Source organism: Brevibacterium sp. Mu109 (genome assembly GCF_900169375.1).
GTDB classification, from domain to species: domain Bacteria; phylum Actinomycetota; class Actinomycetes; order Actinomycetales; family Brevibacteriaceae; genus Brevibacterium; species Brevibacterium yomogidense_A.
The window spans coordinates 1-26451 of sequence record NZ_FXZF01000027.1; the positions used below are offsets into that span (position 1 = coordinate 1).

Here is a 26451-nt window from a genome sequence, read left to right on the forward strand (position 1 = left end):
ACGACATACACCCCTTGACGGTGTAGTCCATGCCCCCGGCTGTTGACGCAGCGCGGGGGCCCTTACGTCACCCGACCCTACCCGGCAGACCGGCCCCGTCCATCGGCATCAAGATGGATACCCCTTTACGAGAAAGACGGCAAGACGATCACCGGGCACGAGTTCGAGGTCTGGAAGGTCGGCCGCCGCCACAGCCGCGACGAGAACACCGCGACCCGCGACGCGACGGCCGAGCAGATCACTTGCAGCCGTGAGGTGCCGGCGGAGTTCACCGCCCCGCGCTCGACGGGATCCACCACGACCGCGCTGGCGATGTGAGGCGATCATCATGACCGACACTACGGACCAGCCCGAACCTGGCCCCAAGCCCATTGACGATGAGGCCGCGGAGGAGCAGGAGGAGAGCTTTGAGGGGCCGCTGATCTCCGAGCCCCCTCACCCGGTCAACTGGAACCTCCTCACCGCGGACGCCGCCGAAGCCGAATGGCTGGAACTGAACAAGTGGGTCAACTGGTTGCGCCACACCTACGGGCTCCCCGCGAGCGTGATCCCGCCGTTCTGGCACCACCACCCCGAACTCGTCTGGGAGCTCTCCGCCCTGCACCTGCACTGGCTGTGCGCCTACGATCCCGAGCAGAACGGGTCCGCGCCGTTGGGATGGCATCGTGATTTCGCCGAAGCGCGCGGGCGGCTACGCGAATGGGTCGCCGCGTGCGGCACTCGGCTGGACCGCGACCGACCCACTCGGCAGACTGTCTGGCCCGGCGAGGACCCTGCCGCACCGGTCGAGGACATCATCATCGCCGACCGCAACGAGGACTTCGTGGAGTTCATGTTCGCCGACGTTCAAGCCCGTCGACAGGCCGAGGAGGAGTTCTACGCCGGCTTAGACCTGACTACCGGGGAGCTGCCGTGACCGCCCCGCACCTCCCGGCACCGCAACCCGAAACTTCCGCACCGGGGGAGTCCACGACGCCACGATCGTCTGCGCTGCTGGGAGGTTTCGACGTGCAGGAATGGACACGGCAGGCGTGCGAGGCCTCCGGGGTGTCCTTCGCGGTCACTGACCCCGTGGCGCTCGACAGGCTGCGCACCCTCGTCTCGCACCCCGCCTGATCTTGGCTCCGTGCCCCACGCCGCCGGGTCAGGCTTTGAAGGTCATCTGCACCCGCTGGGGACGGAACCGCGACCCGCTCTTCGGATCGGGACGCACGACGAGCGTGTCGATCAGCGCGGACAGGATCGCCCGCTTCTGCCCGATCGTCCACTCCTCCTCCCAATCCTGCCGCAGAGCGGCCTCATCGCCGATAGGGAGCCCCTTGAGAGCGTCACCACGGTTCAGGGTGCCGAGAGAGGTTTCCGCGTCTCTGACGGCGTTCTGCGCTGCGACACGCCCCGCGTGGTACTCGCTGCGGGCCAGTAGCCCGGCCCCGTAGTCGCGGGCGAGGTCTTCCATCCGGTGCCGCGCGGCTATGATTCGCTCCATCGCCTCTGCCACCGCACCACCGGTCCTGCCCTCATCGGAGGGCAGCGTGGTCGCCGCCAGGCGTGCGATGACCGCCTCGCTCACGACGGCTTCCAGTCCGGAAGCGCTGACGGACAAGCCGCCGCGTTCGGGGTGACCGGGCACCGGCATGCACCGGTAGTAGCGGCGCTTCGCATCCGACGGGCCGCGACGGTTCTTTCCCGACACCAACCCCGACCCGCACTTCCCACACGTCGCGATCGCGGACAGCAGATTGATCGAGGACGCTCCAACCCGGCGGTCCGGGTGAGACAGCATCGCCCGGATACGCGTCGTCTCCTCCGGCGTGATGATCGCCTCCCAGTTCCCCGGCCCCAGAATCTCCCTGCCCGCCGGAGCATCCCCTGCCTTCCGCGCCGGCTCATACGCCCGCTGCCCGGAGATACGAGCGGACACCAGGATCGACTTCACCGTCGTCGCATGCCACACCCCGAGCGTCTTGCCCGTGTGCGCCTGCGGTGCGGGGAACCCGGACTCCTTGTTCAGCCAGGCCGTGATCGACCGCAACGACTGGCCCGCGAGGAACCGGTCGGCCATCTCACGGATCACTGTCGCCTGCTCCGGGATCAGCACCCCGCCGGTGCCGTACCCGAACTTCGCCGCCCCATGCCAATCGCCCCGCTCAGCCTTCTGCCGATTCACGCGGCGGATGCGATCAGCCTTGTGCCCGGACTCGTACGCGGCCATCGCGACGAGCTGCCGGGCCATCAGCCGGCCCTCGTGCGTGTTCAGATCGAACGCCCCACCCATCACCGCTTCGATGCGGATCGGATGCGACTCCACCAAGTCGATCAGATCTTCCAGCTCGCGCGGACGGCGGTAGAGGCGATCCACATGCCACACCACAACCCGCGACGGACCCTGTCGCACCCGAGCCAGCAACTTCTCAAACTCGGGACGCTTCTTGTTCAGATACGCGGACGTGTCGTTATCCATGAACACGTCCTCAGCAGCCACATCCAACCCGAGGCGACCGCACAGCGCCAGGCAGTCATCTCGCTGGCGTTCGACTCCGGCCTCCTCGCCAGTCCGATCCTCACTGATCCGCAGATAGACCAAAACCTGATCCGCAACAGCGGCAGTCTCGCCCGTTCGCGGCCTCCCCAACACACTCATCGTCATCTCGACACCTCCACTTGACAGGTGCGTCATTCGCACCAAGTGGAGAAGACCACGGCGATGAACGCCCTGCGGCGGGCGTGGGAGAAACAGCACGGATTCGGCTCTGTGGTCGGGTTGGCACCGTCCGCGGTGGCGGCGCAGGTGCTCGGCGATGATCTCGGGATCGCCACGGAGAACACGGCGAAGTGGTGGCAGAACCACCTCACGCGCGGCGACACATTCAAGGCGGGCAAGTTGGTCATCATCGACGAAGCGAGCCTGGCCGGCACCCTCTCGCTGGATCGCATCACCGCCCTGGCGGCGGAGGCGGGCGCGAAGGTGCTGCTGGTCGGCGACTACGGGCAACTGCAATCCGTCGATGCCGGTGGGACGTTCGGGATGCTCGTGGCCGACCGCCACCATGATGCGCCCGAGCTGGTGGACGTGCATCGGTTCATCCACGACTGGGAGAAGACCGCCTCCCTGGACCTGCGGCACGGTCGCACCAGCGTGATCGACACCTACCTGGGCAATCACCGCATCACCGACGGGGACGGCGAGGAGATGATCGACGCCGCCTACGCCGCGTGGCGGGCCGACCGGGACACCGGGCGGGTGTCGGTGCTGATCGCCGAGACACGGGAGGATGTGACCGCACTCAACGCCCGGGCCCGCGCCGACCTGATCCTCGAAGGCCGCATCACCCCGGCCCGCGAGGCCACCTTGGCTGAGGGCACCCTGGCGGGGGTCGGGGACACGATCATCACCCGCCGTAACGAGCGGCGCCTGCGCACCGGCACAGGCCGGGATTGGGTGCGCAACGGTGAGACCTGGCGCATCACCGATGTGCGTGAGGACGGGTCGATCACGATCCGCAAGCCCGGCCGCCGGTTCGGGTCGATCGTGCTGCCGGCGGACTACGTGGCCGAGCACGTCGACCTCGGCTAGCCGAGGTGCCCCAAACGCACTCACCTGTGATCGTGCGCGTATGCGCAGTATCAGTCTATAGAAGTGCTCCCGTGCCAGTGAGTCTCCCTTGTCGCTGCACCGCTTGAGTAGACGTGCTGCCTCCGATATGGCTCGGCCGTGGTGCGATTATTCGCGTTGATCCTGACCCAGCGATGGCTGTTTGGTTGTCGTTGCGCTGCCGACGCTACAGGCACGACCTTCGGCGAGGGATGGGTCGGTTCCGCGTTACCGCTTCTTCCGTGCTGGCGATGTCCTGCATCCACGTCTTGCAACTCAGGTTGACAGACTTGCTTGTGCAACGTAGGTTGACAGTATGGAGTCTTCACAGGTCGCCGAGGTCGCGGCGGACACCACTGACCCGAGAGCGGGGCTGCGAGCGGTCGCGTCGTTGCGGGTGCTTACGGACACGCTGGAGTTGCGGCAAGTCGAGGCAGCGCTGCGGGCGGGGATGACGTGGCAAGAGATCGCCGATGCGCTCGGGGTGAGCCGTCAGGCCGCGCACAAGAAACATTCCAAGAGGGTCGATCCCTCGATCCCTATGGCCAGGAGGAAGTCATGAGTAAGTTCGTTCAGGCCGCACAGACGAGTCAGGTGCTGTCTTTGACGGCGTTGGAGGAGGCGTCGCGGCAGGGGCTCCGGGAGGCGGACATCGAGCACCTCTTCCTCGCGCTCGTGCTGTCGGACCAGCTCGCGGGCCGTGTGCTCCGGGAGATGGGGATCGGCATCGACGATGCGCGCCGGGCCGTGCGCGAGCAGCATGACGCGCAGCTGGCGTCCCTGGGCGTACGGGCGACGCTGCCCGATCCTGGACGGATCGTGTTCCACGAGACTGACGGGTACGAGTTGAAGCAGCGCGCCGCTGACCTGATCGGGCGTGCAGGCGGGAAGAGCCGGGACGGCAGTGCGGCGGCAGTGCTCCGGGAACTCGTCGCCGAGCCGAGCGGTCTGATCGCGGACATTTTGCACCGGCTGGATGCCACACCACAGGAAGTCTTGGAACGCCTCGACCGGAGTGTTGCGGATGGTGTGGCGGCAGTATCTGAGCCGAGCCTGTCGAAGAGCCGGGCTTCCGGTTCTCAGGAGACGTTCGTTCCCGCGTCAGCCGACGAGGTGTGGGACTTCCTTGCCGACCCTGTGCGCGTGCCCGAGTGGGAGGTCAGCGTTGGCCAGATCGAAAGCGCCACCCGAGAAGTACGCCCCGGGTCTGTCTGGGAGGGCCGAGCACCCGAGGCGCGCCCTGACGGGAAGCCTGTGAAGATCAGGCCGCCTTTCCGTCGTCGCTTGATCGAACTTGTCACCGCAGAATGCCCTCACCGGGTGGCGTGGAGGTTCGTCTATCCCGATGCACCGCAGAGCCGCCCGATCCTTAACGAGTTCACGCTTGCACCGACGACCGGTGGCACGCAGGTCACCATCACCACCTCATGGACCAGGCACACGGGATGGCGGCGTCTTGTCGGCGTGCCGTTGCGCCCGATGCAGAAACTCATGGTCTGGCTTCGCCTGTTCCAGACCGGCAGCGCCATCAGCCGGGCTTTCCGATAACGCGCACCGAAGACGATCACGAAAGACATGATGAACGCCTCTGAATCTCCGATTGACGATATCGACGACACAAAGTCGGGCAGCCCTGCGGTCCCGTTCCGAGAAGGTATCGCGCTGTTGTGGTCGTACTCGCGTCCGCATCTGCGAACCCTCATCATCGGCGTGCTACTGGGGTTGTTCGCGACGGCGATCACGCTTGCGACACCGATGGTAACCAAGTGGGTGCTCGACTCGCTCGGCACTGATCTCGATCTTGCCGGACCAGTCTCGGTGCTGGTACTGATCTTGATCGTCGGGATCATCGCGAATCTTGCGCAGAGCGTGCTGCTGGGCAGGCTCTCGGAACGTATTGTGCTGGATGCTCGCCGTGGCCTGGTCAGCCGGTTCTTCCTTGCGAAGCTGGAACAGATTCAGCGCTTCCGCACCGGCGAACTCGTCACCCGCGTGACCAGCGACACGCTGCTCTTGCGAGAGGCGACGACGAACAGTCTCGTGCAACTCATCAACGGCCTGGTGTCATTGGTCGGAACCATCGTGTTGATGGCGCTCCTCGATTGGCCTCTCCTGTTGACCACGCTCCTCGCGCTGGTCGTGGTCGGCGCTTTGTTCGGTGTGCTCGTCCCGCAGATCGGTAGAGCCGACAAGCGTGCCCAGGATGCCATCGGAGAGCTTGGTGCGACATTGGAGGGCGGGGTGCGAGCCCTGCGTACGGTGAAGTCCAGCCGCGCTGAGCACCGCGAGATCGCACGCGTGAACACGAAAGCCGAAGAGTCTGCCCGGCACGCTATCCGTTCGGTCTGGTTCTCGGCACTGGCGTGGACGGTCGCGGGCGGCGGGATGCAGCTGGCGATCATCGTCATCCTCGGCCTCGGCGCGGGACGCGTCGCGCTCGGCGAGCTTGCCGTGTCCAGTCTGGTCGCGTTCCTGCTGTATGCCTTCAACATCGTCGACCCGATCACCTCACTGGCCGGAGCATTCGCCACCCTCCAGAGCGGCCTCGCCGCCGCCGCGCGCATCCGTGAGACCGAACACCTCGAACTCGAAGACACGCACGCTCGCCCCGCCGATGCATCTGCCCACCTGAGCGTCCCCGATGCCCCGGTGCTCGCGCTCCGTGCGGTCACAGCGGGCTATGCCGACGCAGAAGCCCCCGCGCTGCGCGACGTAACATTCGCCATCCCACGGCAGGGGCATATCGCGCTCGTAGGCCCGTCCGGTGCTGGAAAGACCACTGTCTTCTCGCTGCTGCTCCGCTTCATCGACCCTGCCGCGGGGCGGCTTGAACTGAACGGCGTCCCCTACGACCGGTTGAGCATTGATGATGTCAGGTCCCACATCGCCTACGTCGAACAGGAGACCCCGGTGATCCCCAGCACTGTTCGCGACAACGTGCTCTTCCGCGCTCCCGACGCCACCGACGACGAAGCATGGGAGGCGCTGACGTCGGTGCGCCTCGATCAGAAGATTCGCTCCCTGAATGGCGGGCTGAACGCGGACGTTGCCGAGACCAGTCTCTCTGGTGGGGAGCGTCAGCGCCTCGCCGTCGCACGAGCGCTGGTGCGCCGCCCGAATGTGCTGCTGCTGGACGAGGCAACCGCCCAGCTCGACGCGACTACCGAAGCGGCCATCCAGCACGTCATCGCCACCGCTTCGCGAGAGGGCGCGCTCGTCACTATCGCGCACCGTCTATCCACCGTGCTCGATGCCGACCAGATCATCGTCCTCGAAAACGGTGGTGTGCGAGATGCAGGAACCCACCGCGAACTCCTCACCCGCGACCCCCTCTACCAAGAGTTCATCGCCGCGCTACGCATCCACACTGACACCGACCTCGCCCCGACCGAAGCGTAGGAACGGTCCGAGGACCTCACCGGAATATGCAACAGACAGGGGTCACAGGCGCACGCGCCGAAGGAGGGTGGCTCACAGTCCGATCCCGCGTTCAGGTTGCGAATCTGGGCCTCGACGCGACACCGGTTCGGGCGAGGAGAGTTGGCGTTGACGGTGTTCGGCTTGCTGTTGCGCAAGTTCCCGCTCCACGCGTTTGGTCTCGATGAGCTCGGCGGCGTCAATCGCGGGGAGGTTGCGGAGTTCCTCACTCTCGGCACGAAGGTGCGCTGCACGGGCGCGAGCATCACGGGCATTGCGTCGAGGATTGATGCCGCGCATCCCGTACTGGTGAGCGCGCGCGTTCTCGGCCCCGAATTCGCTCGCCAAAAGCGTCAGGTGCTCATTGCGGTGACGCTCACCCGTTGCAACTCGTTCGGAACGGGCGGCCTCGACTGCTTGGTCGCCGTCTCTCACGCGGGGATCGCTCTCTGCTGCCTGTTGGGCGACGTGTGCGGCCCATTCGGATAGCGCGCCGGGAGTTCGTGGCGGTTCAGCTTCCCACACTTCACGGAGGCGTGTCCGCGCGGCATGCACTTGTTCGCTCGCGGCGCGGTGCTCATCGCGAGCTTTACGCCGCCCAAACCGCCCGACAGCTGCGAGGCGTGTGTTCGTCGTGTTCTCTGCTTGGACGGTGGCGAGGTACGCCACGCCGTCGCGTTCAGCTTGCTTAACGAGAGGTGCGGCGACCTCGGAACGCACTCGTGTGGCTTCCTCTTCGACCCGGCGAAGCGCGGCGGTGCTCTCGTCGTTCTCGGCACGATGCGCGGCGCGCTGGGCGTCGAGCCTATTCGCGGTCTGCTCCCACCGCTCGGCCTGCTGGTCGGCGCGCTCAGCTTCACGGTCGAGTCTGGCGAGTTCTTCCGTGACGCGGCGTATGGGGCCGTTCTTGACGACTCCGCGCACTGATTCGGCTGCTTGTGCGGTGGCGTGGTCGAGGCCACGATCTGCGGGGTCGCTTTCCATCGCTGTGACGAACTGCGCTCTCGCGTCGGTCATGTCCTCGGCGATGACGTGCAGCCGGTTCTGCTCGCGGCCTCGGGTCATGCCGACGTAGGCGCCTGCCGCGCTTGTCGCCTCGGTCAGGAACGTGCGCGAGAAGTTGACGGTTGCGCCTTGGACTCCGTAGGCGGTGGCTGCGTAGGACAGGTGCGCGTGCTCGCTCACATACTCAGACGGGAGGGCGACGATGCGCGCGTTTCTGCGCCCGCTGACGGCTTCTCGCGCATAGACGGTGCCATCGTTCTCGACGTGCTGGACGATCCACTGCTGCCGATTCGCCACGCCCAGGTCACTGTCGTTCTTGCGGGTTTGGATCAGGTCACCGGCCCCGATAGGTAGGTCGTCGCTGCCGGTCGCCGTGATCGTGTCATCGACCTCGCCGCCCTCGACGCGTCCAGCACGGATGCGCTCGTTCAGGACGGTGGCTTCGTCGTTCGTCGCGACGGTGATCGCCTCACCCTCGCGCGTGTGCTTGGTGATGTGGTCGCGGGCCTGCTCCTCGTTCGCGTGCAGGGTGATGAGTCCCATTGCGGCGAGTCGGTCGAACGCGTCGCCGGGGTTCTCCCGGTCACGCATCGTCAGGGTGAGGGCCGCGTAGTCGGGGTCGGCAAACCTGTGCAGTTCGGTCATGTCGTAGGTACGGCCCCTGATCTGCGAGGCCATGTCGAGCACCCCGCCCCGGCCTACGGCGGGGAGCTGTGCGCGGTCGCCGACGAGCGCGACCGTCGCTCCTGCCTCGGCGGTGATGGTGAGGAGTGCGTGGGTGGTGTCTTGGTCGAGCATCCCGGCCTCGTCTACGATCACCCGCTCTCCCCGGCGCAGCACTGCATCGTGCGGCGGGCCGGTGTAGGTTCGTCCGCTGTCGGGGTCGGTGTCGCCGGGGTGCAGGCGTGTCCATGCGCCGTCATGGTTCCAGCGCCATCCGTGGGCGTGCACGAGCGCCGTGACCGATGTGGCGGGTACGCCGAGTTCGTCGTGCGCGACTTGCGCAGCGCGCAGCGTCGGCGCAACCACCCTCGACGCCCGACCGTGCTCGGCGGCGATGTCGATGGCGGTGCGCAGCATCGTCGTCTTCCCGCTCCCCGCAGCACCCTCCACGATCACCAACGGATCAGAAGATGCGACCGCGGCAGCAGCGACCGTTTGCCCCTCGTCCAGCCCTATCGCTTGTGCAGCTCTGGTCACGTCCGGGTGTGCTGGCTCTTGCTCCGGTGTGGCGGCGGCGAGTCGGTCACGCAGCGCAGTCTCAGCGGCGACCACGGTGAGGCTGGTCAGGTGCGCGACGTGCTCCGGCATCGCCGCGTCCGGCGGCAGCACAGAAAAGCAATCAGAGACAGCAAGACCGGTCGCCAAGGTGATGAACTCCCGTAGCTCGGCGGGGGTTGCGTGCACGCCGTGTTCGGTGGTGATGCGGGTGACGTGCTCCTGCACCGTGTGCCTTGTCCACGCCGACGATGCGGCAGCGCACCGATCCAGCGCTCGTGATGCAACTTCCTGCACCACAAGGTCATCCAGCAACACCGAGGGGCGCACGCTGCGGCGTTCGAGGTCGGTGGGGTCGAATCCCGCGTCTCGGAGCTCCTGCTGCCACCACTGCTCGTTCTTCAAGTCGGCGGGCTTCTTACCGGGCCGCTGGTGCGTCCACGCGATGCCCTGCAACCGTGCCGTCATCACCGGACCAAGCGCCTCTCCGGGGTGTGCGGCTTCCCAGTCGGCTTCGAGCCGGTCAAGGTTGCGCCTGATCTGCGCCGACCGCTTTGACATCACGCCATTGAAGGGCTGCAACTCCGCTACTTCGCCGCTCACCGGGTCGAGGGTCAGCCCATGCTTCGCGAGGGTGCGCGCGAGGTGTGGGTGCGCGGCGATCACCGCGGTGCCGAGCGCGCGGATCGCGCCCTGCTGCTTGAACAACGCCGCCGTGTCCAGCGCCCGCCACTTCCCGGCAGCCCACACCCGCGTGCCGATCTGCATATGGATATGCCTGTGCGGATCACCCGCACGAGAAGTCTTGTGCCGGATACCGACCACCTGCATCTGCTCGATAGACAGCACCTCCCGCGCGTCACGTGGCCCGACTCTCGTCACGGAATGCTGACCGAGCCAACGGCGGATCTCCGCGAGAGCATCCTGTTGCGCGGCGTCGAGTGCGTCGGAGACCTCGGGGTGGAGCGCGGCGGCGACCGACAGGCTCTTGGGGGCGTTGATCGTCATCTCCGCGAACAACGGCGACCCCTTGCTGCCCTCGCCGGGATTGCGCGGGGTGCCCATCGACTCGCCCGTGAGCGGGTCATGCCAGTCCACCCACCCCTCGTACTCGACCGCAGTAAGCGAACGGGTGGCGGTGACCTCGCCGCTGGCGTCGAGCACCGTGTACTCGGCGACGGCATCGTCCGCGCCGAGGTAGTACTCGTCAGCGCGCGAACGGTCGGCCTCGACGTACCGGCGCGCAGCAGCACCGCTGCCGCGAAACAGGATCACGCCGCCCTTCACGTTTGCCTCCCTCATGAGTCGTCTCATGAGGGAGGTGCGCACCACGGCCCCGCCGTGGCATACGTGCATCCAGTAGTTACGGCAGAGCGGTGAGTCAGATGTGTGGCGGCTCTGGTGGGTCGGTCAGCTGGGTCGAGGCAAGCTGCGTCGGTGAAGTCAGCCAAGGGCACGGGTTCTTGGGGTGTTGGCTTACGGCTTCAGCCTGGGGCGGTGACGCCCTGTTCCTGACTGTCGACTCGAGATCGCCGCTAATTGAGTTCGTGCTCTACGGTGAGGTCGGTGGCGCTGGTCCTCGAGTCTGCGCATGGCCAGTCATAGTTCTTGCTGCGGTGGCTTCCACCGCTGCATTCGGGTCATTGCATTCGCCATCAGTGTGGAAGGTACAGCGCGCAGGCCTGCGTCGCGGAGATGGACCGCGACTGGTCCGGCGGTCTGAGCGACGCGGCCGGTGAGGCGTGATTGGCGCCAGAGCCCACGGGTGCGTGATCTGCGGAGACGGTCGTATTTCGCCAGAACATGGTTGAGGTCGTGTGCTGTGGCGTCGCGGAGGAGCAGCACGAGGGTGGCAGCATCCTCGATGGCTTGTCCGGCTCCCTGGCCGAGGTCGGGGGTCATCGCGTGAGCGGCGTCGCCGAGCAGCACACCACGGCCCTGCACGAAGGCGGCCGGGAAGGTGGCGAGATCGTAGATGTCGTGCCGGAGGATGTGCTGCGACGGGGTCGCGTCGATCAGTTCCCGGATCGGGGCATGCCAGGAACCGAAGAAGCGACGGAGAGAGCTGGCGGCGTCGATGTCGGTTCCGCCGGGCGAGACGGTGCGGGTCGCGAACCAGTAGACCCGATCGTCGGGCAGCGGCACGATCCCGAACCGCGACCCTCGCCCCCAGGTCTCACCGGCTTCGTCGGAGAGGTGGCCCGTAGAGGCGGTGACGCCGCGCCAGGCGGTGTATCCGGCGTACCGGAGCCCGGGGTCCAGGCCCCAGCGCTTCCGGGCGTCGCTGCGGATGCCGTCTGCGGCGATCACCAGGTCGTACTGCTCCTCGTGTCCATCGACCGTCACGACGGGTGCTCCGTCGTCCGCGACCCGTGCGGTCTGGCTGAGACGGAGAGTACCGGGCTGGAGGCGGTCAGCGAGTGCTCGGTGCAGGTCGCTGCGGTGCAGGCTACGCACGTTCGGAGTGTCGGAGGGAGGCAGCGAGATCAGCCAGCGGCCGGAGGGCTGCCGTTGGCCTGAGCGCAGTCTCCCCACGGCGCTGCTACTCACGTCACGCACCAGGTCGCCGAGTCTGATCGCATCCAAGGCGGCGAACGCATTGCCGAACAGCGTCAGTCCAGCCCCTACTGCGCCGGAGTCTGCACGGCGTTCGTGGACGGTGACGGTGTGACCATCAGCCTGCAATGCCGTCGCAGTGACTAGGCCGCCGATCCCGGCACCGATGATCCCGATGCGCATCAGCTCTCCCTCCCAGCGTCACCGCTCTTGTGCCGCCCCGCAGCATCGGAATTCGTCGCGGGGTCGAGGGCCTGGCTGATGTCGGCGATAGCGCTGAGGAAGATGCGGGCGTGTTCGGTGGGCCAGGTCTCGAAGACGGCGGCGAGGCGGTCCATGCTTTCGGCGTAGAGCGTGTTGAAGCGGTCGATGCTGGTGGCGTGGATGCGGATGGAGCGGCGGTCCTTCGCGTCGGGGTGGCGTTCGATCCAACCGTCGTTTTCGAGCCGGGTCAGCACGCCGGTCATGGTCGCCAGGTGGGTGTTCGTGCGGCGGGCCAGGACGCTCGGGGTTTGCGGGCCTTCCCGGTTGAGGATTTCGAGCACGGTGAGGTCGCTGTCTTTGATCCCGGCGGCGTCGGCGACGGCTCGGTCGTGGGCGGCGAGGTCGGTGCGCAGGCGTCGCAGCGCGAGCAGCAGCGCCTGACTGCCCAGGGGCGCAGGGATCATGAGGTGACTCGTTTCGCGAACAGCGGATACGGGGTGATGCCGACGTCATGGAGCCGCCCCCGCACGACGCTGTAGAAGGAGGGGCGCAGGAGCATGCCCGCGAGGAACAGGAACACCTTCCCCGGGATCACGGCGTAGTTCATGATGAGGAACGGCGCATCCGGGGTGTATTCGAGCAGGGTCGAGTTGTCCACGTCGAGCTTGTCGAGGTACCAGTGCGCGACCGACTTCCACGCGTCGACCGCATCGTTGGAGCTGGCTTCGCCGACGAAATGGTTGAGCAGGATCTCCCCATCTTGGCCTTCGGTGTCACCGAATCGGCCTCCGTTGCGTGCCGTCATCGCCAGCTCGGGTGCGGGTAGACCCAGCACTGAAGTGCGTTCGACCAGCTCGTCCTGCAGCGGCTCATCGGAGCGCACCAGCAGCGCCAGATCGTAGCGCGGGCCGCCCTTGATCGGCGGGATCGCCGTGACTTCCAGCGCGTGCGCGGCCTGCACCCCGTCCTGTTCCCGCAGTCCGGCGGCGAGCGTCACGAGACGGTGCCGGTAGTCGTAGCGCTTCCGGCTCGGCTTGACACTCGGCCCAGTCAAGCGCAGATCGATGTTCCAGGCCAGGTGCGTGAAGTAGCCCGGGTGCGGCTCGTCGAAGTTCATGATCCTCCCTCTCGGTCGTATGACACTCATACTATATGGTTTCCATACTAAATCGAACGGGGGGCGCGGGTTCGGTGCCGGCGCGGAGGGCGGAGGGTCAGTTCGCGACGTAGACGTGCTGGCGACCCAGATCGTCACGTTCGGCGACATCGAGCAGGGCGGTGGCCATATCGGGGGCGGTGATCGACCAACCGCGCGGCAGTGCCCGTTCGGTGCTCGTCCGGTAGTGCTCTTTCGCGGCGGTGGGGCGGATGTAGGGGGCGCGGATCGTGGTCCACTGTGCGCGGCTCTCCCATAGGGCGATGTCCATGCGGCGCATGTCGTCGTAGGTCGCACCGAGGAACTTCTGCAGCAGCGGGAGCACGATCCAGAGCTTGAGCGGCCCCTGATGCGCCCAGTGCTCGGCCGCCTCGGAGGAGATGACCACGATGCGCTCCACGCCATGACGCTCCATGGCCGCGAGCAGATTGCGGGTTCCTGCGGAGTAGAGCGCGGTCGGCGTCTTCGATGTGCCGATCCCGACCGTGCTCACCACCGCATCCACGCCCTCCAGGAGCGGATCGACAGCCTCCGGATCGAGGATGTCGACCTGGGCGGGCGTCAGACGCGGGTGGCGGAGCGTGATCCGCTCGGACGTGCGCGCGGCCGCGATGACCTCATGCCCGCGCGCCAGCGCCTGTTCGATCACATGCCCGCCGACCATGCCGGTCGCCCCTGGCACCAGAATCCTCATCCAACCCTCCCGCTTCACCACGTCTTGAAATACACTGACAGGATATTCCCGAAAAGAAGTAATCCTTGTTCGGGAATATGCTAGCAAGGAGAGCTGTATGCATGACGATTCGGTGAAGCGGGTGCGGGCCGCGTTGCAGCACCAGATCGTGCACGCGATCCTCGGCAACGAACTCGTCGCCCGTCAGCACGGCCTGCGCGTGACCGACCTGCAAACGCTGCACTTGATGGTGCTGCGCGACGACATCCGCACGCCCCGACAGATCAGCACCGCGACCGGGATGCCGACGAGCACCGTCACCAAAGTCATCGACCGGCTGGAGCAGGCCGGTTACGTGCGCCGCGCCCCTGATCCGAGCGATCGGCGCAAGACCCGCATCGAACTCATCGATGCCGCGATTGCCCCGCTCCAGACCCTGTACGGCACTCTCGACAGCGAGTTCGATGCCGTCAGCGGTCAGTTCAGCACCGCAGAGCTCGATACCGTGGCCCGCTACCTGGACGCGGTCAACGCGTTCTACGCCCCGACACCCCCGGCTATCGAGTAGCAGGCGCGGCAGGGTGAATGAGGTGATGGCGCATGACAGGTCAGCAGCTCAGCCCGAGCAGACATCGCCGTCCGGTGGAGCCGGTCGCGGTCATCGCGCGCACCATCACCACACGGCGTGAAATCGCCCCGGACGCCTACGACTGCGTGCGCGTGGTCGTGATCCGTGACGGCTCGGTTCTGCCCGCAGGAGACGTGCCACCCGCTCCGCTCAGCATCGGGAAAGCCGTGCTCGTCGCCCCGCACGCGAGGTTCGGATACGAACCCGAAGGAGCAGCGACGATGACCACGCTCTACATCGATACGGACTACCTCATCGGACACCTGTTCTGGCAGCACCTGGGCGCGCTCCCGGATCGTGATGCCGCACGCGATCTGGCCGACCAGTACCCGACCGCAGCGCAGGTGCTGCGCATCGGCGAGGCCGAAGCCGGGAACCTCGGGCCGATCCTCGATGAACTCACTGCCACCACCGACTGCCCGGCATCCGCCTACTACCGCGTCCACGCGCTCCTGCTCACTGTGCTCGCGACGATCACTCCATATCTACGGCCGGTCGCGCCGGACGGGCCGTCGCCGACCAGACGGGAGCAGGTGTCCAGGCTGGCGTCGCCGCGGTGGCGGACATTTCTCCCGCTACGACCCGAGATCGACCGGGCAGCCGCGCTCATGCGCGCCGACTGCTCCCAGCCATGGACTCTCCGCATGCTCGCATCGCACGCGAACCTCTCACCCGAACAGTTCGGCCGCGTGTTCGCGACCACCTACGGAGTCCGCCCCCTGATCTACCTCTCGATCCTGCGCGCGCAGCAGATGGCCCGCCTCATCCGCGAGACGACACTGCCGATCAGCGTGCTCTACCGCCAAGTCGGATGGCACAGTCGCGGCCACGCCTCCGCGATGTTCCGCCGCTACATGGGCGTCACCCCCATCGAGTACCGCAAACACGGACCACGCAACGCACGCCCGCACGGACCGGGCCTCAGCATGCGCGTGGGAAACGATGCGCACCTACCTGGTGACAGCACTCTTCCTTCAGACGCGATCACGGAGGCATGACCATGCGATACCGGCCCCTGGCACTTGCTCGAGGTGCGGGCCGTTGGGGTGGGGTTCACGGTGAGGGAAAATTTCCCACACCGTCAGGAAGACCGAACGGCCCCGGAAACTTTCCGGAGCCGATCACGGAAGTGGAAAATTTCCACCCCCGTCGAGGCAGTCTCACGGTGGTGCAAATTTTGCACCCCCGTCAACTCTGACCCGGTGACGGGGGTGCCAATATGGCCCTACCGTGCGACCTGGGGTTTTACCGATCCCGGTCTCTTACGGTGCCGCCACCGTCAGCGGTACCGCGTGCCGGTGAGTCGGGCGGTTGACGGTGGTGTCGATTCTGCACCACCGCGGAGTACCCCACTATGCGGTTCATGCTGACCGTTGCCCTGTGGATAAGTCCGCATATAGTACCTCAACTCGGCAATGAATACTAGATGTTGTGGTCAGTGCTTCGCACCTGGTCTGTATGATTTCTCTTCACCAGCACCCCGCGACCCCTGTCACTGATCCGTCTGCTCCTGAGCCGTTGGGGGCACGCCTGGCAGCCGCGTCGCGCCAGGCCCAGGGCCTGACCACACTCGTAGACGACCCTACGGTGCTGGCTGAACTGCGCGACCTGTGCGGCCTGCCTCGCCCCGCACGCCGGGGCGAGGCCGCTCGCGGTGATGGTTAGGCGCGCCAGATGAACTCGACCCGGCGGGCGAGGACGTCGGCGCGGTGCGCGTCGCGCCGGGCATGGAACGCCTCGACGGTCTCGTTGCGGCGCTTGGGGACGGCGGTCATCATGTCGGCGGGATGGGCGTGCACGAGCACCGATTCCAGGATCAGGCTGGTCGCCTGGTGCTGCCACATCGGCGTACGCCCCTCCCATTCGGCGGCGACGGTCGTCACATCGATGGACGGCCCGGCATGCTCGGGCAGCGCGGCGGCGTACTCGCGGCGCGTGACCTCGATCCGCTCGGCGATCCTGGCGCGCTGCCGCACCCACATCACCTTGTCGATCAACCCGTCGTAATGGTCGTCATCGAGCTGCGCCAACCGTTCCCGGTCCGCGTCAAGTCTCGCGGCGAGCCCCACCCGAGAAGCCAGGTCAGTGCTGGTCTGGGTGCGGGTGGTCGGGTGGAGGGTGATGTGCTCGAACGTCGCGAGCACCGCCTCTTCCACCACCTTGGTGATCTCGGCGGAGCGGATCGACCGGTTGCACCCGCCCGGCAGGGTCTGGACGCACTGGTAGACGTTGCCGCGGTGCATCATCACCCGGGCGCAGTCCGAGCAGCGGATCAGCCCCGAGAACGGATACGTCCGCTTCGCGGCCCCGCTGCCAGGCTGATGGAAGTTCCGCGCCGCCTTCCTCGCATCGAGCACATCGGAGACCTGCTGCCAGGTCTCGGCATCGACGATCGCGGGCCACGCCGCCCTCGCCTGCATCAGCGACGTCTTCACGCGGGAACCGTCCGGGAGCATCGGCCGGTACTCGCGGATGCCCTTGGTCGCGGGGTTGCGCAACATCAGCTTCAACGTCCGATCCGACCAGGCGCACCCGTGCGTGGTCAGCACGCCGCGCTGGTTCCAGTCCTTACGAATCCGGTACAGCGACTCACCGGCCAAAATCCGCTGCATCGCCTCGACCACCATCGGCCCGGTCACCGGGTCGATCACCAACGCGCCCTCCTCGGCGCGGTAGCCGAACGGCACCCGCCCACCATGCCACGCGCCCTCGGCGGCTTGCTGCTTCGCCGCCCGTGCGACCCGGCGGGCCGTGTCGGACGACGACTTGTTCGCCATCGCCACCAACACCCGCGCCATCGCGACATCGGAATCGGTATCCAACCTCAGTGAGCCCGTCACCGAGCGGACGGTGAACCCGCCGAGCACCTTCGCATCGATCAGGTCTTCCAGGTCGCGCGGGTCGCGCACCGCACGGTCCAGGTCGTACGCGACCATCACCTGCGCCCGCCCCTCATGCAGATACTTCAGCATCGCGCGGAACTCCGGACGGATCACCCGCCGCACCCGCTCACCCGAAGGCAGAGTGATCGTGCGCTGCTTGAACGCCGACGTGTCATTCTCCCGGAACACCGCCACCACCACCGAACCCCGGGAAGCCGCATAAGCCCGGCAATCCGCTTCCTGCCGCTCGACCCCGCGTTCGGTGCCCTCGGGGTCGTCACTGATGCGGACGTACACCACCGCCCGTCGCGGTTCCGCCGCCTGCGGCCCCTCCTGTGCTTGCTTGTCGTGGCCCATCGTCCGGCCCCACCTTCCTACTCTCGTTGAGCGGTAGGTGTGTATGAGGCACCTCGGCTACGCGGTCACCGCGCACCGTGCCCAGGGCATCACCGTCGATACCGCGCATGTGCTGGTGGAGCCGACTACGACGCGGGAGAACTTCTACGTCGCCATGACCCGCGGCAAGGCCTCGAACCGGGCCTATGTGGTTCTTGACCGGCCCGACCCGACCCATTCGGCTCCGCATCCGGCGGACAACGAGGAGGCGACGGGCCGGTCGGTGTTGTTCGGGGTGTTGCAGCACTCCGGCGCCGAGGTCTCCGCGCACGAGACCATCACCGCGGAGCAGGACCAGTGGGGTTCGATCGCGCAGCTCGCCGCGGAGTACGAGACCATCGCCGCGGCCGCCCAGCACGACCGCTGGGCCACCCTCATCTGCATCAGCGGCCTCACCGACGACCAGGCCGAGGCCGCGCTGGGGTCGGAGGCGTTCGGAGCGCTAACCGCCGAGCTGCGCCGAGCCGAGGCCAACCACCACGACCTCGACACCCTGTTCCCGCGCCTAGTCGCCGCCCGCGGGTTCGACGACGCCGAGGATGTCGCCAAGGTCATGCACTACCGTCTCGCCCGCGCCACCGCCCAGCCGGCAGGGTCGGGGCGCACCCGGAAGGCCCCCAGGCTGATCGTCGGGCTCATCCCGCACGCCACCGGCCCGATGACCAGCGAGATGCGCCAAGCTCTGGCCGAACGCCGGGAGCTGATCGAGGCGCGTGCCGATGCGATCCTCGACACCGCCCTCCACGAGAAGGACCCCTGGACCAACGCACTGGGTAAAACGCCGGCGGATGAGCGCGGCGCGGCACGGTGGCGGCGTCTGGCTCGCACGGTGGCGGCCTACCGCGACCGCTACAACATCAGCGACGACGCCCCGCTGGGGCCGGTGCCGGAGGCTGCGTCGCAGAAGATCGACCGTTCCCGCGCCGCCGCGGCTCTGCGTCGCCTCGCCCCGCCACGTGAGGAGGCGCAAGACCCCGCTCGCCGTTCCCCGGTCGGTCTCGACCGGCAAGGGCCTTCGCTCTAGTTCTCGTCCTCTGGCAGTGGCTCGATGACGTGGAGATAGGTGATGCCGCCTTGGTTCACGCAGTCCTCTGCCAACTCACGTGTCTGGCGGTGGAACTCGGCATCAGAGGCCGATGCCGTCACGGTCGAGCGCGCCGACGTGAACGCCCGAAGCGGGGTTGAGACTCCGTCGTAGGGGAAACCGGAGCCGTCGACAGTCAGGATGCTCAACGGCTGTTCGCCGCTCCACTCGACGCCGACCCGCACGTCGTATTCGTCGAGATGCAAGGACCGGGCTGCTGCGCGGATGAGGGCCATGAAGTCGGCCACCGCGCACTCGACGCCACGCCCCTCAACCTGCCAGCCTTCCCAGTACTCGTCGGAGCTCATGCGATGGCCGCCGACGGCGGTTGCCAGAGACACGGACCCGTCGTGATGGACACTGACCCAGGATTCTTTCCAGATCGACCGATCGCCGGTCGCGACGTTCGGGGCGACCCATCGGCGCAACCCAGGACGCGGGTTAAGATATTCGACGTTGTCCAGAGGGTGGATGCCGGTGTTCTTCGAGAACGACAGTGTGATCGTCCGGGCGTCGTTGAACACTTCGCGTGCCTCGTCACGGGTCAAACGTGTGAGAGCTCCAGGAACGCGCGGATGAGCGACCGCGATCAGCCAGGCACGCTCCACCGTATCTCGACCTTCCGCAGCCTCGGCGAATAGCGAGTCCACGGCCTCGGTGGCCCGGCGTCGTTCATTGAACCGCGCTCGATACATGGCCTCGATCTGCCGTTCCTTCATCCATGCGGTGTCGGCATCGTTACGGATAGGAGCACCGAAGAAGTCGTTCTTGTAGATCAGGTGCGGCCCGTCGACGCTTGCCGGGATGACCACAGCGACGGCCCGGCACTCGGTGCCGAGCCGATGTACCTCCAAGCCGAACACGGGCGGAGAGATCGCGGTAACGGCGACGCTCCGATAGGCGCGCTCGTGCCCCTCAGTGAACTCGCCCGCATCACTGCGGCCGGTCGCCGCCTTCCCGTGTTCCTCGACACCGTAGACGATCATCCCGCCGCCGCTGTTCGCCATCGCCGCGATGTCTTTGGGCACGTCCGTCTGGGAAAGCCCTTTGATAGGAGGGAGCTCGGACTTCCAATCCAGGTCGTCAGTCTCCGTCACTCCCGACGTCACCGCATCGCTCAGGATCTCGTCCGTCAGAGGACACGGCGGCAATCCGAGCGCGCGATGCAGCGGTGTGAAGTTCATGCCCCAAGCGTAGTAAGCGCCACAGCCTCGACGGTAGACGGCGCAACAGGCCGCGGACCGGTGCTTACGGTGACGAAGGTACGGCGAGGGCTCCGTGCTGCCCGATGAACGGGTGGCACAGAGCCCTCTGGTGCGGTCGCGGTGTTAGGCCGGTGTCGCGGTCACCTCGTCGAGGAGTGCAGCGAGCTCTGCGCTGAGGCGGGCGGCGCTCTCCAACGAGACCTCGACGTTCTGGGTGTCGTTCGCGATCACCAGCCAGGTCTCGCGGTCGCCGACGCGCTGGTAGATCGCGATCGTCAGATCGTCTGCCACGACGACATCACCGGGGATATGCCGCCAACTGGGGGCGCGTCCTTGCGTGATGACCGGCATGAGCACCTGGTCGCTCAGGTGCTTGCGATCCGTTTGGAACTCCTGGCCGGAGTGATCGCCGTGACACCAGGCCGGGCACGGCTCGTCCAGCCACTCGGGACGTTCCCCATCGGTGTTGCTCATCAGACTGATTCCTTCCCATCTGCACGGTGCAGACCAGCCTTCATCGAGCCGTCTCCATCTGAGCTGGGCCAGGGGCCCGTCCGCATCGTGAGGCGGGCTACAGGTGAGGCCCCGCAGGTGCGGACGTGGCGGGTGCCGGAGTATCGAGCTGGTGCCCAATGTCGGGGCGGTGCCGGCCGGGGCCTTCGGGCTTGTCGAGCAGCGCGGTCACTTCCTGCGCGTTGGTCACCACGTCGGCGACCCCGCGTTTGATCAGCCCGTTCGTTCCGGCGCTGGCAGCGCTGGTGACTGGGCCGGGCACGGCGCCGACGGCGCGGCCGAGGTCGCGTGCCTCGGTCGGGACGAGCAGCGACATCGAACGAGGCCCCGCTTCGGGAATGACCGTCGTGCCCGAGAGTGCAGCGAGCAGACGAATGCGCGCCATGAACCGGTACCGGGTCGGTACCTCCCCCGGCGGCACCTCGCTGACGAGGAGACCGAGATCGCCGATACGGTCCAGCATCTCGGCGTGCCCGGCCGGATACGGGCGATCCAGCCCACTAGCCAGCACCGCGACCGTGCTGCCACCTGCCGCAAGGGCAGCCTGGTGTGCGGCGCCCTCGATGCCGTAGGAGCCGCCGGCGACGATCACCCGCTCCTGGTTCGCCAGCTCCCCAGCCAGTTCCGCCGCGACGGTCGTGCCGTAGGGGGAGGCTGCTCTGGCACCGGAGATGGCGACTCGATCCTCGACCGCGCCGCCCAGGAACGAGGTTGAACCGCGGGTCCAGAACAGATACGGGGTCCGGTCGCCCAGATCGTTCAGGCTCACCGGCCAGTGCGCATCGGAGGGGATCAGGGTGCCGATACTGCCGCCCTGAAGCTGCGCCACCCGTCGGGCCAGGCCGGGCGCGATGCCGGCCTGCATGCGCTCGCGCCAGGCGATCGCGTCGGCGCGGTTCATGCCCGGCACCGTCGCCTGGTCGTCCTCGATCATGCGCAGGGTCTCGATGCCGCCGACCTGGTTCAGCACCCGCCCGGTGGCCGGGTCGTTCGGCTCGGCGATCATCGACAACGCCATCCGTGCCTGCCGCTCACCGGTCATCTTCTCCACAAGCCTCGCCATGATCCCTGCCCCTTTCTCCGAAACGGTCACCGGCAAGGTGCACGCCCCACAGCCAGGCAAGGGGTTCCGTCTGTCGCAGGTTCGCCGTAAAATAGGGGTACGGAGGCAGAAGCCCCTCATCATGTAGGCCCTTCGCGGGCCGTCCTTCGGGACACTCCACACGTACTGCCTCACCACAGTCACGTGCTTGGAGGCCGTCATGTTCCGACTCATCTGGATCGCCAGCATCCACATCCGCTACTTCATGCGCCGATGGATGCCCACCAACCTGGTGCTCGACAGAGTGCGCACGAGGAACGGGCTCAAGTGGGGTGTGCCGGCGATGCTGCTGGCGATCCCGTACCTCTACCTGGCGAGCCTGCTGGCCATCATCGTCCGCGACGGCGGCCCCGGATGGCTCAACATCTTCATGCTCGTCGCGTTCTGGTCGGCATTGAAGATGCTCTGGATCGGCCCCATCAGCCTCATCCTGCTCGCCCGCGTTCGCATCCATGAGCACGCCGAGCGCCGCGCCGTGCGCCGCCAGGCCAAGGAAGAGCAGACGCAGGTCTTTGCGTCGGCCCCGGTGATGGCCGGAGGTGCATCATGAGCGCCGTCATCTACCTGCGCAGCGCGAGCGGCAACCGTGAGCAGACCACCTGGCAGGAAGCCGACTGCCGCGAGTACCTGCGTGAACGAGACCTGACCGAGTCCGGCGTCATCACCGACACCGGCCACCCAGGACCCGGCCTCGCGAAACTGCTCGACGCGGCCGCCAACGGCGAGGTCACCGACGTGGTCGTCTCCGACCTCTCGCGCCTGGGCCGCACACCCCTGGCCAACATGCGCACCTTCGACGCGCTCGACCAAGCCGGAGTCACCATCCACGTCGCGAGCGGCATCCTCAGCGGCCCCGTCCTTGATGACTGCATCAGAGACATGATGTACGAGTTCGCAACCGTAGACGCCCAGCGTCTGGGCTGCGATGACACACAGCAGGACTGACAAACCGGCCGATCATAAGATTTCGCCCCCGCCTCAGATGGCGGGGGCGAATTCGTGTGACCAGGACAGGTGAAGGGCACCTGGACGCTATGAGACAGCCTCCAGGCCAGCATCTTGACCGCCCGGTTCGCTGACGGCCTCGGACGTGTGCTGCTCGCTCACGAGCACGCCTGCCTCGTCCAGAGCCGCCCGAACCGGGCTCCGGCCCACCCCGAGCCTTCGAGCGATCGCCCGCATCGATACCCCAGCCCGGAACAGACGAACAGCTTCGGCCCGGTCGTCCACACCGAGTCCCGGACGATGCAGCGCAACGTTACGTCGCCGCAGGTGCGCGGACACAGTGCCTCGATGAATGCCGTACTTCTTCGCCAATCCACGAACGCTCAGACCTGCGTCGTAGTCCGCGACGAGTCGATCGACCTCGGCAGGAGTCAGAAAAGTTTGAGCCGACCCGATCCTCCGCACCAGCGGCCCTCGATCCGTCTGCACTGGCAGCGTCGATGCCCGCCTCGCACCTCCGTAGACTCCCCGATTCCAGCGCTCAACCAGCGTTGTCGTCCGACGGGGAAAGTTGCTGAACGTGCTACGCAGTGACCCCATTGTGAAGTGTCGGGACATCGTTCATTCGATGTCCCGACATTTTTGTTGTCTGGAGGGTCGTGTGTCGGGTTATTGGGGGTCGCGTGACCGTACTTTCATTTCCCTCCCTCCCCGCTCCCGCATGTCCGCTTTTCATCCTCTCCCCGCTCCCGCATGTCCGCACGCCCCTCGAATGAGTGCAAACCGGCCCAATCTGAGCACTTCGTGGGCCGGTTTGCACTCATTCGGCGCTCTGAGTGAGGCGCAAGGGCGGGTGGCCTGCTTTGCATCGTTGACGGGGTTGATGCAGCGGGGGATGCGGAGCTGGACCTGCGGTTGGGCTGGCCCTGCAGTAGTGGAGGGGCCGATGCTGCGGCGGCGACGGGGCTGGACCTGCGGTTGAGCTGGGTCTGCAGCTGGGCAGGGGGCCGACTTCGCGACTGCGCAGGCCGGGTGAACGCGATCAGAAGAGGAAGAGGCCCGCGCCGCAGAGTGCGAGTGCCGCCACGACGAGCGTCGCGATGATTCCTGTGCAGGCGAGCCGCGGCTGCGCACCGGGCTCCACCGGTGTCTGCGCACCGGGCTGCGCCGGCGTCTCCGAGCTGGGCTGAGCGACGGTCTCGGAGCTCGGCTGCATCGATGTCGCTGAGCTGGACCGTGTGGGCGCCTCCGTGCCGGACCGTGTCTGAGTGGGATTCGTGGTCTGTGTGGGATTCGGCGCGGGGTGTGGTGCGAGAGCGAGTGCGTGGTTCGAGTGCTCAAGAGTCGAACGGAATCCATGCGGATCCTGTTCGGATGTTGCGCTTTCGGGCCGGCTGGCTCCGTGCGAGCCGCTGCGCGGGTCCCGGATGCCGGGTCGCCCTCGGTCTTCCGTGGCTGTCATCGCCGGTGCGGGGCGCCAGTCCTGGGTGAACGTCCGGCGCTGATCCTGGGGTGCATCCCCGTGGCCGATCCTTTCGCGCGCGACACCCGGGGCCGGCCCCGACGCGACATCTGATGCGACGCCCGACGCGGGTGCTGACGCGGAACGTGACGTGGCACCCGACGCGAGACGTGACGAGGGACCTGGCCGCCGGGCTGCGGCGTGTGCGTCCGGCGCATCGGGGAGGGCCTGCGTGGAGGCAGACGCATCCGACCGCTCCTCCGCCGGTGCGCCTGCCTGCGCCCACTCTTCGGACGGTGTGTGCAGTCGCCCCTCCGCGTCGATCGTGAGGGAGAGGCGCGTGCCCCTGTCGTCGACCTCGACGAGGATCCCGGTGCCGAGCTCCCGTGCCTGTGCCCTGAGACGGGCGATCGCGTAACCGATGGACGGCTCCATGATGCGGCGGCTGCCGAAACGAGCTTCGGGGAAGCGTCCCTCGGAGACGGAGATCGTGGCTCTCTGCATGCTGTGGTGCTCCTGCTCGGGCGGGTGGTCCGCGCCGGGTCGGGTGGATTCTGTCCTGCTGATCTGCTGCGTGGCCGCTGTCCTGCTGCGCGGCCGGCGGGTGATGCACCTGTCCAGCAAGCGGTCAGCGCATGACGTGGGTCACACGGTGCCGCTAGGGTCGAATCATGACACGCACCTCACTCATCCGTTCAGCCACGAAGCGCCTGGACACGCTCCACTCCGCCTCGTACTTCGCACCCACCATGACGGAGGCGCTCACGAGTGCGGGCGTCCCCGCCGAGGCACACTACCTCGCACAGAGATCCGCATCTCTCGGCACTCCTTCAGCGGAACTGGTCGTCGCGACGTTCTTCAACTACGCCCCGGCCTACGTCAGCACCCACGTCCCCGCCGTGTGGGAATCCCTCCGGCCCGCGGACATCACCGCAGCTCGGATCGCCGGCGTCGAGGCGATGAGCGCCCAGATCCTCGCATCCGACGCCGCCACCGCCTCTGGCATGGACCGCGCGGGCTTCGACTCGCTGGCGACGAAGATCCTCGAGCGCCTGCGGCCCGTCCTGGACGCGCAGTCGCTGAGCGGACGGCCACTCTTCGCGGCTCACGTCCCTGCACTCACAGGCGCCCGTGCCGCGGATCCGACCCTGCAGTCCGCAGTCGACCTGTGGGCGGCGATCACCCTCCTGCGGGAGCACCGGGGCGATGCGCACATCGCGGCACTCGTGACGGTCGGTCTCAGCGGCCTCGAGGCGATCGTGCTCGACAGCGCGACAGGCCGCTCCTTCTACCCCTGGTCCATGCGGAAGACCCGAGGATGGTCGGAGGAGGAATGGCGCGAGACGGCGGAAGCCCTGCAGACGCGCGGACTGCTCACCTCCTCCGGTGACGATGCTCACCTGACGGACGCCGGCGCAGCCCTCAAGGAGGACGCCGAGACGCGCACGGACGCTGCTGTCGCCTCTGCCTGGGATGTGCTCACCGACGACGCGCTGTCCGCGCTCGCGGATGACGCGAAGGTCGTCGTGAAGCTCGTGCTGGGCTCCGGCGTCCTCCCGTCCAAGCTGTTCGGCCACGGGAGCGACGCGAAGAGCTGACGGCTCGAGCGGCTCAACCCTCCGCGAGTGGGTCAGTCCTTCTCTGCCGCGTCACCGGTGTCGCCCGGATTGCCAGCGTCACCCGTGTCGGGCGCATAGGCGGCGACGACCTCGGCGGCGATGGCCCGGGCCTCGGCGGACGTCGGCTCCTTCTCCCGGAAGACCGCTCGCCTGTAGTAGGCGAGCTCCCGGATCGAGTCCTGGATGTCGCCCAGCGCGCGGTGGCCGCCCGTCTTCTCCGGCGACTGGAAGTACGCGCGGGGGTGCCACCGGCGGGCCAGCTCCTTGATGGAGGAGACGTCGAGGATCCGGTAGTGCAGGTGGTCGACGACCTCCGGCATCTGCTTGACCAGGAACGCCTTGTCTGTGCCGACGGAGTTGCCGCCCAGCGGCGCCTTCCCGGCAGTCGGGACGTGCGTGCGGATGTAGGCGAGCACCTGCGCCTGCGCGTCCTCCACCGTCGTGCCGCCGTCCAGCTCCGTGATGAGCCCCGAGGTCGTGTGCATCTTCGTGACGAAGTCGCCCATGTTCTCAAGCGCCCGCTCGGAGGGGCGGATGACGATGTCGATGCCGTCGTCCAGTGGGTTGAGGTCGAAGTCCGTGATGATCACGGCGACTTCGACGAGTTCGTCGACGTCCAGGTCCAGACCGGTCATCTCGCAGTCGATCCAGACGATTCTCTCTGCAGCCATGCTCTGATCCTAAGCCGTTGCCGCAGGTGCTCAGCGCGAGACCGTGGTCGACGCCACGTCCTGATCGGACCGCGAAAGGTTCCTGACCGCACGGTTCGAATCCCGCGTCCATGCGGTTCGCTA

The 26451-nt window shown here is 67.0% G+C and carries 24 protein-coding genes and 2 pseudogenes; 13 read left to right on the plus strand and 13 right to left on the minus strand.

Translation table 11 applies throughout. The annotated features are described in order from the left end of the window. Positions 1-42 precede the first annotated feature (42 nt). The 3 genes from BSP109_RS17010 to BSP109_RS17015 are packed head-to-tail and all read left to right on the plus strand — an operon-like array spanning position 43 to position 1116. Complete coding sequence (locus BSP109_RS17010) at positions 43-318, plus strand: hypothetical protein (protein ID WP_146001167.1); 276 nt, start codon at positions 43-45, stop codon at positions 316-318. 10 nt (positions 319-328) lie between these two features. Next, the gene (locus BSP109_RS13850) at positions 329-916 is read left to right on the plus strand and encodes a hypothetical protein (protein WP_101601400.1); all 588 of its coding nucleotides are present in this window, start codon (positions 329-331) and stop codon (positions 914-916) included. Then, on the plus strand, positions 913-1116 hold the full coding sequence (locus tag BSP109_RS17015; RefSeq protein WP_146001168.1) for a hypothetical protein: 204 nt from the start codon (positions 913-915) through the stop codon (positions 1114-1116). Before BSP109_RS13850 ends, BSP109_RS17015 begins: the two co-directional genes overlap by 4 nt. 28 nt (positions 1117-1144) lie before the next feature. Here the strand turns inward: BSP109_RS17015 and BSP109_RS13855 are convergent, their stop codons facing one another. Continuing rightward, complete coding sequence (locus tag BSP109_RS13855; RefSeq protein WP_101601402.1) at positions 1145-2677, minus strand: recombinase family protein; 1533 nt, start codon at positions 2675-2677, stop codon at positions 1145-1147. Positions 2678-2692: 15 nt separating this feature from the next. Here BSP109_RS13855 and BSP109_RS13860 point away from each other — a divergent pair. The 4 genes and pseudogenes from BSP109_RS13860 to BSP109_RS13875 form a co-directional block, all read left to right on the plus strand. Further along, positions 2693-3571 (plus strand): annotated as a pseudogene (locus BSP109_RS13860) (ATP-dependent RecD-like DNA helicase); the annotation flags it as partial. Positions 3572-3908: 337 nt separating this feature from the next. Continuing rightward, positions 3909-4154 carry a hypothetical protein gene (locus BSP109_RS13865; RefSeq protein WP_067191769.1) on the plus strand — a complete coding sequence of 82 codons (246 nt, stop codon included), beginning with the start codon at positions 3909-3911 and terminating at the stop codon, positions 4152-4154. After that, the gene (locus tag BSP109_RS13870; protein WP_101601404.1) at positions 4151-5140 is read left to right on the plus strand and encodes an SRPBCC domain-containing protein; all 990 of its coding nucleotides are present in this window, start codon (positions 4151-4153) and stop codon (positions 5138-5140) included. The genes BSP109_RS13865 and BSP109_RS13870 overlap by 4 nt, the downstream gene beginning before the upstream one ends. A 27-nt stretch (positions 5141-5167) precedes the next feature. After that, positions 5168-6991 (plus strand): ABC transporter ATP-binding protein, encoded by a 1824-nt coding sequence (locus tag BSP109_RS13875; protein WP_257944700.1) that lies wholly within the window; start codon positions 5168-5170, stop codon positions 6989-6991. Between the two features lie 72 nt (positions 6992-7063). Here BSP109_RS13875 and mobF read toward each other — a convergent pair whose 3' ends face one another. The 5 genes from mobF to BSP109_RS13900 form a co-directional block, all read right to left on the minus strand. After that, complete coding sequence (gene mobF, locus BSP109_RS13880; RefSeq protein WP_067191773.1) at positions 7064-10534, minus strand: MobF family relaxase; 3471 nt, start codon at positions 10532-10534, stop codon at positions 7064-7066. 297 nt (positions 10535-10831) lie between these two features. Next, positions 10832-11971, minus strand: coding sequence for an FAD-dependent monooxygenase (locus tag BSP109_RS13885; protein ID WP_101601405.1), 1140 nt, complete (start codon positions 11969-11971; stop codon positions 10832-10834). Continuing rightward, entirely contained in the window at positions 11971-12456 is a 486-nt protein-coding gene (locus tag BSP109_RS13890; protein ID WP_101601407.1) for a MarR family winged helix-turn-helix transcriptional regulator, read from the minus strand. Before BSP109_RS13890 ends, BSP109_RS13885 begins: the two co-directional genes overlap by 1 nt. Further along, positions 12453-13109 carry a hypothetical protein gene (locus BSP109_RS13895; RefSeq protein ID WP_101601409.1) on the minus strand — a complete coding sequence of 219 codons (657 nt, stop codon included), beginning with the start codon at positions 13107-13109 and terminating at the stop codon, positions 12453-12455. The genes BSP109_RS13890 and BSP109_RS13895 overlap by 4 nt, the downstream gene beginning before the upstream one ends. A 97-nt stretch (positions 13110-13206) precedes the next feature. After that, positions 13207-13842 carry an NAD(P)-dependent oxidoreductase gene (locus BSP109_RS13900; RefSeq protein ID WP_101601411.1) on the minus strand — a complete coding sequence of 212 codons (636 nt, stop codon included), beginning with the start codon at positions 13840-13842 and terminating at the stop codon, positions 13207-13209. Between the two features lie 97 nt (positions 13843-13939). Here BSP109_RS13900 and BSP109_RS13905 point away from each other — a divergent pair, with 97 nt between their 5' ends. Both BSP109_RS13905 and BSP109_RS13910 read left to right on the plus strand, forming a co-directional pair. Continuing rightward, positions 13940-14389, plus strand: coding sequence for a MarR family winged helix-turn-helix transcriptional regulator (locus tag BSP109_RS13905; RefSeq protein ID WP_101601412.1), 450 nt, complete (start codon positions 13940-13942; stop codon positions 14387-14389). A 32-nt stretch (positions 14390-14421) separates the two neighbouring features. Continuing rightward, entirely contained in the window at positions 14422-15447 is a 1026-nt protein-coding gene (locus BSP109_RS13910; protein WP_101601414.1) for an AraC family transcriptional regulator, read from the plus strand. 663 nt (positions 15448-16110) lie between these two features. Here BSP109_RS13910 and BSP109_RS13915 read toward each other — a convergent pair. Beyond that, positions 16111-17688, minus strand: coding sequence for a recombinase family protein (locus tag BSP109_RS13915; RefSeq protein WP_101601416.1), 1578 nt, complete (start codon positions 17686-17688; stop codon positions 16111-16113). Between the two features lie 52 nt (positions 17689-17740). Between BSP109_RS13915 and BSP109_RS13920 the strand changes: the two are divergent. Continuing rightward, positions 17741-18751, plus strand: a pseudogene (locus tag BSP109_RS13920) (C-terminal helicase domain-containing protein); the annotation flags it as partial. Here the strand turns inward: BSP109_RS13920 and BSP109_RS13925 are convergent. The 3 genes from BSP109_RS13925 to BSP109_RS13935 all read right to left on the minus strand — a co-directional run bounded on the left by BSP109_RS13925 (position 18748) and on the right by BSP109_RS13935 (position 21622). Continuing rightward, a complete protein-coding gene (locus BSP109_RS13925) occupies positions 18748-19995 on the minus strand; it encodes a helix-turn-helix domain-containing protein (RefSeq protein ID WP_101601417.1) in 1248 nt (415 codons plus the stop codon). The pseudogene BSP109_RS13920 and the gene BSP109_RS13925 sit on opposite strands and share 4 nt — an antisense overlap. Before the next feature lie 144 nt (positions 19996-20139). Next, entirely contained in the window at positions 20140-20490 is a 351-nt protein-coding gene (locus BSP109_RS13930) for a hypothetical protein (RefSeq protein WP_101601419.1), read from the minus strand. A 97-nt stretch (positions 20491-20587) separates the two neighbouring features. Beyond that, positions 20588-21622, minus strand: coding sequence for a DNA-protecting protein DprA (locus BSP109_RS13935; protein ID WP_257944701.1), 1035 nt, complete (start codon positions 21620-21622; stop codon positions 20588-20590). Positions 21623-21779: 157 nt separating this feature from the next. Between BSP109_RS13935 and BSP109_RS13940 the strand changes: the two genes are divergently transcribed. Both BSP109_RS13940 and BSP109_RS13945 read left to right on the plus strand, forming a co-directional pair. Then, the gene (locus BSP109_RS13940; RefSeq protein ID WP_308297918.1) at positions 21780-22181 is read left to right on the plus strand and encodes a sulfate permease; all 402 of its coding nucleotides are present in this window, start codon (positions 21780-21782) and stop codon (positions 22179-22181) included. Next, positions 22178-22576, plus strand: a complete 399-nt coding sequence (locus BSP109_RS13945) for a recombinase family protein (protein ID WP_101601424.1) — start codon at positions 22178-22180, stop codon at positions 22574-22576. The genes BSP109_RS13940 and BSP109_RS13945 overlap by 4 nt, the downstream gene beginning before the upstream one ends. A gap of 87 nt (positions 22577-22663) precedes the next feature. Here the strand turns inward: BSP109_RS13945 and BSP109_RS18025 are convergent, their stop codons facing one another. After that, complete coding sequence (locus BSP109_RS18025) at positions 22664-23194, minus strand: helix-turn-helix domain-containing protein (RefSeq protein ID WP_374700173.1); 531 nt, start codon at positions 23192-23194, stop codon at positions 22664-22666. 424 nt (positions 23195-23618) lie between these two features. Then, positions 23619-24542 (minus strand): hypothetical protein, encoded by a 924-nt coding sequence (locus BSP109_RS13955; protein ID WP_101601425.1) that lies wholly within the window; start codon positions 24540-24542, stop codon positions 23619-23621. 167 nt (positions 24543-24709) lie between these two features. Between BSP109_RS13955 and BSP109_RS13960 the strand changes: the two genes are divergently transcribed. Next, positions 24710-25636, plus strand: coding sequence for a hypothetical protein (locus BSP109_RS13960; RefSeq protein ID WP_101601427.1), 927 nt, complete (start codon positions 24710-24712; stop codon positions 25634-25636). Between the two features lie 32 nt (positions 25637-25668). Here BSP109_RS13960 and orn read toward each other — a convergent pair whose 3' ends face one another. Further along, the gene (gene orn, locus BSP109_RS13965) at positions 25669-26292 is read right to left on the minus strand and encodes an oligoribonuclease (RefSeq protein ID WP_373404780.1); all 624 of its coding nucleotides are present in this window, start codon (positions 26290-26292) and stop codon (positions 25669-25671) included. Positions 26293-26451 lie beyond the last annotated feature (159 nt).